Consider the following 7,937-nt stretch of genomic DNA (forward strand, 5'->3'; position numbering starts at 1 on the left):
GGCATCGGCGTCCACACCCCGATCAAACACAACAAAACCGGCAAAGGCCGGCCACTCGAGGTCGACAACCGCACCTACAACACCCTGCTCAGAGGGCTACGAGCCCCAGGTGAACGCGGCTTCGCGCTACTCACCCAACGCTGGCGCACCCTGCAACACATCACCGCCAGCCCACGCAAAATCGACGCCATCGTCCACGCCGCCCTCATCCTCACCCACCACGAACACGGCCGAATCCACTGAGATCACCTCAATGGAAATTGCGGCCGTCCCAAGGTTCGGCCAGGCCGGTCTCGTAGCCGGCGATCACCAGCTGGGCCCTGTCCCTCGCTGCCAGCTTGGTCATCAACCGTCCGATGTGGGTCTTGACCGTGCTTCGGCTGAGGTGCAGGTGCTGCTCGATCTCGGTGTTGGACAGCCCGCGCGTGATCAGCGCCAGCACCTCCAGCTCCCGCTGCGTGATCCCGCTGAGCTCGCGGCGGGGCCGGGCCCGCGGTGCCGGACCGCGGGTGAACTCGGCGATCAGCCGCCGGGTGACGCTCGGGGCGAGCAGCGCTTCGCCGGCGGCGATCACCCGGATCGCGTCGAGCAGCTGGTTGGGCCGGATGTCCTTGAGCAGGAAGCCGCCGGCGCCGGCGTGCAGCGCCCGGTACACGTAGTCGTCGAGGTCGAACGTGGTGAGGACCAGCACTTTCGGCGCCTGCGGCAGCGCGGTGATCCGCTCGGTGGCGTCGATCCCGTCCAGCTCGGGCATCCGGACGTCCATCACGACGACGTCGGCCGCCCGCTCCGCCGCCAGTTCCACGGCGGCGGAACCGGTGGCCGCCTCGCCCACCACGACCATCCCCGGGGTGGCGTCGATCAGCAGGCGGAGGGTGCTCCGGAACAGCGCTTCGTCGTCGGCCAGGAGCACGCGCAGCTGCTCACCCATCGGCCACCTCGAACGGAAGCCGGGCACGCACCGCGAACCCGCCGCCGGGCTCGGGGCCGATGTCGATCGTCCCGCCGTGCAATGCGACTCGTTCGCGCATCCGTTCATGACACGTGTGAAAGCGTGTCGTGAGCCGACGCCTTGCGGTGTCGACGTTGGCCCGCGCCGTTGGGTGCGGGTCTTCCCGTGGCTATACCCGCTGCCCGCGTGGTGCGGGGCTTGTGTGGGTTTCCGTCGGGCTCGTTTACCGTCGCCCCGCAACTCGGGGAGGACGTCGTGGCCTCAGCAAGCTTGGCGAGGTTGTGGGCCGCGTTGAGGTCACGATCCATGCTCATCCCGCAGGAGGAGCAGGTGAAGGCACGGTCGGACAGGCGCAGCTTGGCTTTCACCACGCCACAGTCCGAACACGTTTTAGAGCTGGGATACCACCGGTCCGCGATGTGCACGCACACCCTGGCCCAGGAGGCTTTGTACTCGACTTGACGTCGGAGTTCGGCCATGCCGACACCCGCGACCTGCCGCGCCAAGCGGCGGTTGCGGGCCATGCCCGCAACGTTGAGGTCTTCCAGCACGATCGCGCCGAAGGTTCTCACCAGCCGGGTGGTGAGCTTGTGCAGCCCGTCGCGACGCGCGTTGGCCACCTTGGTGTGAAGCTTGGCGATGCGGGATTGAGTGTTGCTCCAACGATTCGACGGCTTCTGTCCGGTACGACGGTCCGGGCCTTGACGTCGGGAAGCCTGACGTTGCAACCGTCGCAACTCACGTTGCGCGACTTCGAGATGCTTCGGATTGGCGATCATCTCGCCGGTCGACAAGACCGCGAGGGACTTGATCCCGAGATCCACCCCCACCGTTACATCGGGCTGGGCTGGGGCGGGATCGTCGCGGGTGATCTCCACCGAGAACGACACACACCAGCGCCCCGCCCCGTACGACACCGTCGCCGACCGGATCCGCGCCCTCCCGCGCTCCACGTGGCGAGCGAGCTTGCGCGTGGACTCGTGCGTGCGCACCACCCCGATGCGGGGCAGCTTCACATGCCGCCGGTCGTGGTCGGCGAGACCGAAACTGCCGGTGGTGAACCGGCACGACAACCCAGCCCGCTTGCCCTTGAACCTCGGGAACCCGAGCTTGCGGCCCTTGCGTTTGCCTTTGTTGGAGTCGCCCCAGTTCTTCAACGCGGTCGCCAGATTGGCCAAGCCAGACGAGTACGCCTCCTTCGAATTTTCCTGCCACCACGGGGCGACCGTGTCCTTGGCCTGGTTCCAGTCCTTTCGCAAGCTGTAGGCCGACCAGCTCACAGATGGCGTCAACTCATCCCCGACCACGCCGTACGATGTTTCAGCTTTCCGCTGATCACGGTTGGCTTTGATGCGGCCCAGCCCCCAGTTGAACGCGAACCGCTGCGCACCACAATGCGACCGCAACGCCGACTCCTGCCCAGGATTCGGGTCCAGCGCAAACCGATACGCCTGCAACACCGTGCTCATCACCAGGAACAGTACCCAGGGGCACCGACAATCCCGGCGACCCGCCAAGCCGTCACACTCCTCGGCAACTTGACACCTTCCATCGAGCAGTTCACAACCCGAACTTCCAGGTCGCCGCCCGGCTGGTCGAGGTGGTCGCCGGGCAGCCCTTCGACGGCTACCTCCAGGAGCACGTCTTCGCGCCGCTGGGCATGGCGGACAGCCGCACGATCGACACGGCCGACGAGCTGCCGCCGAGCGCGCACGGTCATCTGAAGGTGCTCGGTTCGGCCGTCGCGGTGCCGGAACCGCCCGCCTTCGGCAACGGTTCCGGCGGCGTGCTCAGCTCCGCGCACGACATGTCCGCATGGCTGATCGCGCAGAACAACGGGGGTCGCGGGCCCGGCGGGGCGACCGTCGCCACGGCCTCGGCCATCGCCGCCACGCACACCACGTCGTCGGAGGTCTCCGGCGACTACGCCCTCGGCTGGTCGGTGGGCACGACCGGCTCCGGAGCGCCGGTCGTCGCGCACAGCGGCGACCTGTTCACCGCCACCGCCTACCAGGCGTTGCTGCCGGCTTCCGGGTACGGGATCGCGGTCATGGCCAACACGGGGCTCGCCCACGGCGACGCCAAGGCGATCGCGGATCGGCTCATCGCCCTGGTGGAGGGCACCTCCGCGCCTGAGCACAACGATCCGCTAGTGGTGGCCGACATCGTGTTCCTGGTGCTGACCGCGGGTGCCGTGCTGCTCGCGACCCGCGGCGTGCTGCGTTCGCGGCGGTGGGCGGCGAAGCGGTCGCGCGGTTCGCGCCGCATTCCGCCTGCTGCCGCTGGCGATTCCGCTGCTGGCCTTCGCGTTCGTCCACCGGGTGGTCAGCGCGCTCTACCGCGGCCGGGACGTCGCCTGGATCCAGGTGCCGTACCTGTACCCGACGTTCATGCTGCTGCTCGCGACTGCGGCCGCCGGAAGCCTCGTGGTGCTCTCGGTGCGGATCACGCGCTTCGCGCAGGTCACTCGCGGCAGGTGAACCCGAGTGTCCCTCGTGGACATTCGCAGGGGCTGGTCCGGCCCTTGCGAGCGTCCTCTCACGCCGGGAGGGGACCCTCCAGGCGTGAGAGGACGCCGTTGCCGGCGCATCGAGGAGGCGGCCCGCGATTTCCGGGCACCTATTGACTTTCCCTTTTTCTTCTTCCTAGCATTCCTCGATCCCCCGGTCCCGAGGATGTGGTGATGCGGTCGAATCTGGCCGAAAAGCGCGTGGTCGGGGGCTTTTCGGGGAACTTAGTTTCTGTTGCGGGAGATTTTTTCCGGCGCGGGAGTTCCTTTTTATCTCGTCCCACTTTTCGTGGAGGAAGAATGCGAAAATATCCGGCGATCGCTGCCGCGGTCGCGGTGTTCGCCTTCGGTTCGGGAGCGGTCGCGGACGCCGTGCCGCGCCCGGCCGACCCGGTGGAACTCGACGTGCTGTTCATCGGCGCGCACCCCGACGACGAGGCAGGCACGCTGTCCACGCTCGGCCAGTGGAGCGAGCAGCACGGGGTCAAGGCCGGTGTCATCACGACGACCCGGGGAGAGGGCGGGGGCAATGCCGTCGGCTTCGAAGAAGGCCCGCCGCTGGGCCTGATCCGGGAGGGCGAAGAGCGGCGCGCGGTCGGCAAGGCCGGTGTCGGACACGTCTACAACCTGGACAAGCTCGACTTCTTCTACACCGTCAGCGCGCCGCTGACCGAGCAGGTCTGGGACCACGAGGACACCCTCTCCCGGATCGTGCGGGTCGTTCGCGCGACCAAGCCCAAGGTGATCGTCACCATGGACCCGTCGCCGACGCCGGGGAACCACGGCAACCACCAGCAGGCGGCGCGGCTGGCCGTCGAGGCGTACCTGAAAGCCGGTGACCCGGCGGCGTTCCCGGAGCAGATCTCGGTCGAGGACCTGAACCCCTGGCGGGTGGGACGGATCTTCCAGGCGGGCGCGCGGGGCACCGCGGACCCCGGGCCGGACTGCGAGGCGACCGGCTACCGCCCGGCCGAGCCCACCGACCGGGTGCTCGGCGTGTGGGCGGGGCATCCGTCCGCCGCCAACGGCGGGAAGCCGTGGTCCACAGTGGAGCGCGAAGCGGAGTGGGAGTACCGCACCCAGGGCTGGGCGAGCAACCCGCCCGCGCCGACGGACCCCGCGAAGATCGGCTGCGACTGGTTCACCGAGATCGACAGCCGCGCCCCCTACGGCCCGGACGCCGCCGGGGTCACCGCCGCGCTGGACGGCGCCGTGCTGCCCGGCTCGGGTGGGCTGCCGGCGGGCACGGAGCTCGCGGTCGAGGCCGACCGCTTCGACGTCGTGCCGGGCGCGCCGTTCGAGGTGACGGTCCGTGCCAAGGCCGCAGGCCGCGCCATCCCGCAGGGCCGGGTGCGGCTGGACGTGCTGGAAGGATGGCAGGTCGCCGGCTCGGGCGAGCTCGGCACGGTGCAGCCGGGTAGCGAGAAGGCGGTCCGCTTCACCGTGACGCCGTCGGCGGACGCCGCGCCGAACACGCGCTCCAGGCTGGCGGCGAGGCTGGACACCGCCGACCGCGCCAGCGGGGTTTCCTCGCGCGTGGTGCGGGTCGTGCCCGCGGTGCGCGGGACCATCGAGCCGCTGGCGCAGGTCGGCCAGTTCCGGGACTGGGCCGGAAGCATCGGCGCGCCGCAGCTGGACAGCCTGAACAAGCCGGTGCTGACGCTGGGCAGCGGGCAGTCCCGCTCGGTGCGGGTCGACCTCGTCAACCGCGGCGAGACCCCGGAAAGCGGCACGGTGCGGCTGAACCTGCCCGACGGCTTCCGTGCGGACGCCGCGGAGAAGGAGTACGCGGCCCTGGCACCCGGCGCCGCCGGTTCGGTGACCTTCGAGGTGACCAACACCGACGCGGGCCTGCCGACGTCCAACCGCGCTCCCAACGACGGCGACTACCCGATCACCATCGACACCACGTCGACGCGCGGGACCGGAACCGAGGCGGCGGCGCTGGAGCTGGTCCCGGTGACCACGATCCCGAAGGCGCAGTCGGCCCCGGCCGTCGACGGCGTGGCGGGCGACGGCGAGTACACCGGCCCGGATCTGGACCTGTCCTCGCTGTGGGAAGGAACCCCGGCCCCGGCCGATGACATCTCCGGGACCGCGAAGGTGACCTTCACCGACGACGCGCTGTACGTGCTGGTGCACGTGACCGACGACGTCCTCGGCACCGTCATCGAGCCGAACGACTGCAAGCGGCACCGCCGCACGGATTCGGTGGAGATCACCATCGACCCGGCGGGTGGGTCGGAGAACACCGCCACCGCGTTCAAGTCCGGCATCTTCCCGATCACCAACGATCCCGAGCACGGCAACCCGCCGTGCTTCGAGCGGGACGCGGACAACCACCAGGGCCCGGGCCAGGAGACCGCGCCCGGCGTGCAGGTGGCGTCGAAGCTCACCGAGCTTTACGGCGGCTACTCGGTGGAGGCGAAGATCCCGTTCTCGGTGCTGCCGGACGCCGTCGACCCGGCGCGCATGGGCCTGAACGTGCTGATCTACGACTCGGACACCCAGGACAAGACCACGCAGACCCGGGTCGGCTGGTCGACCTGGAAGGGCGTGCGCGGCGACCCGTACCGCTGGGGCCTGGCCGAGCTGCCCGGCTACCAGCCGCCGGCCGCCCGGCCGAAGGAGCCGGTGCTGCCGGACACCGCGGCCCGGAGCGTGGATTCGCCGCTGAGCATCCTGCAGTCCAGTGTGGACGGAGTGCCGCTGTCCGGGGCGCCGGGCCTGGCCGCGGACGCGGTGCAGATCCGCTCGGTGCGCCGGGTGGACGCGACGACAGTGGACGTCGAGCTCACCGCGAACGTCACGGGCGTGGTCCGGCTGTTCGGCTGGGACGGCGAGCAGGCCACCGGGCAGGTGAGCCGCGAGCTGCCGAAGGGCGCGACCACGGTGCGGCTGCCCGTCGGCGCGGCTGATCGCGTGCTGTTGTCCTACGAGTCGGGTGGCGCCACGCTCGCCCGCACCGCGCCCGTCGAGGGCTGATGCGGCGGCCCTGCCGGTCCCGTCCGGCAGGGCCGCTCACCGGGTCCGCGTGCGCTTTGTGTTGCCATGGCAACAGAAAGTGCGCACGGGTCCGCGGGGCTTGCGGCCTTGGATCTGGCAGTGGCGCGGGCTAGACTTTCATTTCGACAGAAAGAAAGTCGAGGCGGCCCGTGACCAGAACGCTCGCCGAGGATCGGCGGACCTCACCAGGCAAGACCCCGCGCGGGCGGCGGGACGGCCGCGCGGCGGTGCTCCGGCAGCTGCGCGAGCGCCCGCTGTCCCGCACCGACCTGGCCGAGCTGACCGGGATCAGCCAGCCGGTGATCACCAGGCTGGTCCGGGACCTGCTGGCGGACGAGGCGGTGCACGAGATCGGCGCGGCCGGCTCCACCGGCGGCCGCCGCCCGGTGCTGCTGGCGATCCGGCCGCGAAGCCGCTGGGTGCTGCTGGCCCGGCTCGCCCGCGGCCGGGCGGAGCTGGCGCTGGCCGACCTCACCGGCACCGTGGTGGCGCACCGGCACGCCGCCTACGAGGACGACCGCATGGAGCCGGCATGGCTGGTCGGCGAGCTGGTCGCGCTGTGCCGCGCGAACGGTTTGGCCGCCTCCGACGTGTGCGGCGTGGCGGTCGCGGTGCCGGGCGTGGTGGCGCCGGGCACCGGGGTCGTCGGCACCGCGCCGGACCTGGGCTGGACCGGACCGGAGGCGCTGGGCGAGGCGCTTGCGGGCCGGTTCGGCGACTGCGTGCTGGTGGACAACGACGTCAACCTGATGCTCACCGGCGAACGCGTGCACGGCGCGGCCCGCGGCGCCGACGACGTGGTGCTGCTCTACATCGGACGGTTCATCGGGGCGAGCATAATGCTCGGCGGGCGGGTGCTGCCGGGCGCGCACGGCGCCAGCGGCGAGATCGGCCTCCTGCCCCTGCGCGAGCAGGCCGGGGACTCCACAGTGGAGCAGCGCTACGGGCTGGGCGGGCTGGCCGACGAGATCGGCACCGCGGAACCGGTGCGGGCGCTCGCCGACCGGGGCAGGCTGGACGAGGTGGTCGCGGCGTGGACCCACCTGGCGGTGGTGCTGTCGCTGGCCGTGGACCCGGCGCTCGTGCTGGTCGGCGGCGCGGCCGCCGAGCTCGGCGAGCCCGGCCTGGTCGGCATCCGGTCCGAGCTGGCCCGGCGCGTGCCGGTCTGCCCGGACGTCCGCTTCGCGGAACTCGGCGACCGCGCGGTCACCCAGGGAGCGCTGGAACGAATCCGGGACCTGGTGATCGACACCGGAGCCCTCCGCGACTGACGCCCCGCAGCATCGGAACCCGCGGAACCTCCAGCGAGCCGAGCCCGTTCGCTTCGTGTTGGTGCGGGACAGCTGGGAGTGAACGGCCCGTTTGTCTCGTCTATCCCGGATCCGCCGGTGGGTGCTTGCTAGCGGGGTTGTTGATCTTCGTTGTTGGTGGTGATCGGCAATCCCGTCGGTGGGCGTGTGGGGGCTGCCG

At 70.7% G+C, this 7,937-nt stretch carries 6 protein-coding genes; 4 read left to right on the top strand and 2 right to left on the bottom strand.

Features of this window, described 5'->3' with window-relative positions:
• The coding region (locus AC07FN_RS45325; protein ID WP_478401285.1) for a transposase family protein at positions 1–243 on the top strand (243 nt) is incomplete at its 5' end.
• Positions 244–250: 7 nt separating this feature from the next.
• Here the strand turns inward: AC07FN_RS45325 and AC07FN_RS45330 are convergent.
• On the bottom strand, positions 251–931 hold the full coding sequence (locus tag AC07FN_RS45330; RefSeq protein WP_478401286.1) for a response regulator: 681 nt from the start codon (positions 929–931) through the stop codon (positions 251–253).
• Positions 932–1,035: 104 nt separating this feature from the next.
• Positions 1,036–2,421 carry an IS607 family element RNA-guided endonuclease TnpB gene (gene tnpB, locus AC07FN_RS45335; RefSeq protein ID WP_478401287.1) on the bottom strand — a complete coding sequence of 462 codons (1,386 nt, stop codon included), beginning with the start codon at positions 2,419–2,421 and terminating at the stop codon, positions 1,036–1,038.
• A 131-nt stretch (positions 2,422–2,552) separates the two neighbouring features.
• On the opposite strand from tnpB, the gene AC07FN_RS45340 reads away from it, so the two are divergent.
• From AC07FN_RS45340 to AC07FN_RS45350, 3 genes are all read left to right on the top strand, one after another.
• A complete protein-coding gene (locus tag AC07FN_RS45340; protein ID WP_478401288.1) occupies positions 2,553–3,578 on the top strand; it encodes a serine hydrolase domain-containing protein in 1,026 nt (341 codons plus the stop codon).
• 183 nt (positions 3,579–3,761) lie between these two features.
• Positions 3,762–6,446: a sugar-binding protein gene (locus AC07FN_RS45345; protein WP_478401289.1), complete on the top strand. Its 2,685-nt coding sequence runs from the start codon at positions 3,762–3,764 to the stop codon at positions 6,444–6,446.
• A 170-nt stretch (positions 6,447–6,616) separates the two neighbouring features.
• Positions 6,617–7,738, top strand: coding sequence for an ROK family protein (locus tag AC07FN_RS45350; RefSeq protein WP_478401290.1), 1,122 nt, complete (start codon positions 6,617–6,619; stop codon positions 7,736–7,738).
• Positions 7,739–7,937: the final 199 nt, after the last annotated feature.

This window comes from Saccharopolyspora sp. NPDC045941 (assembly GCF_056431445.1).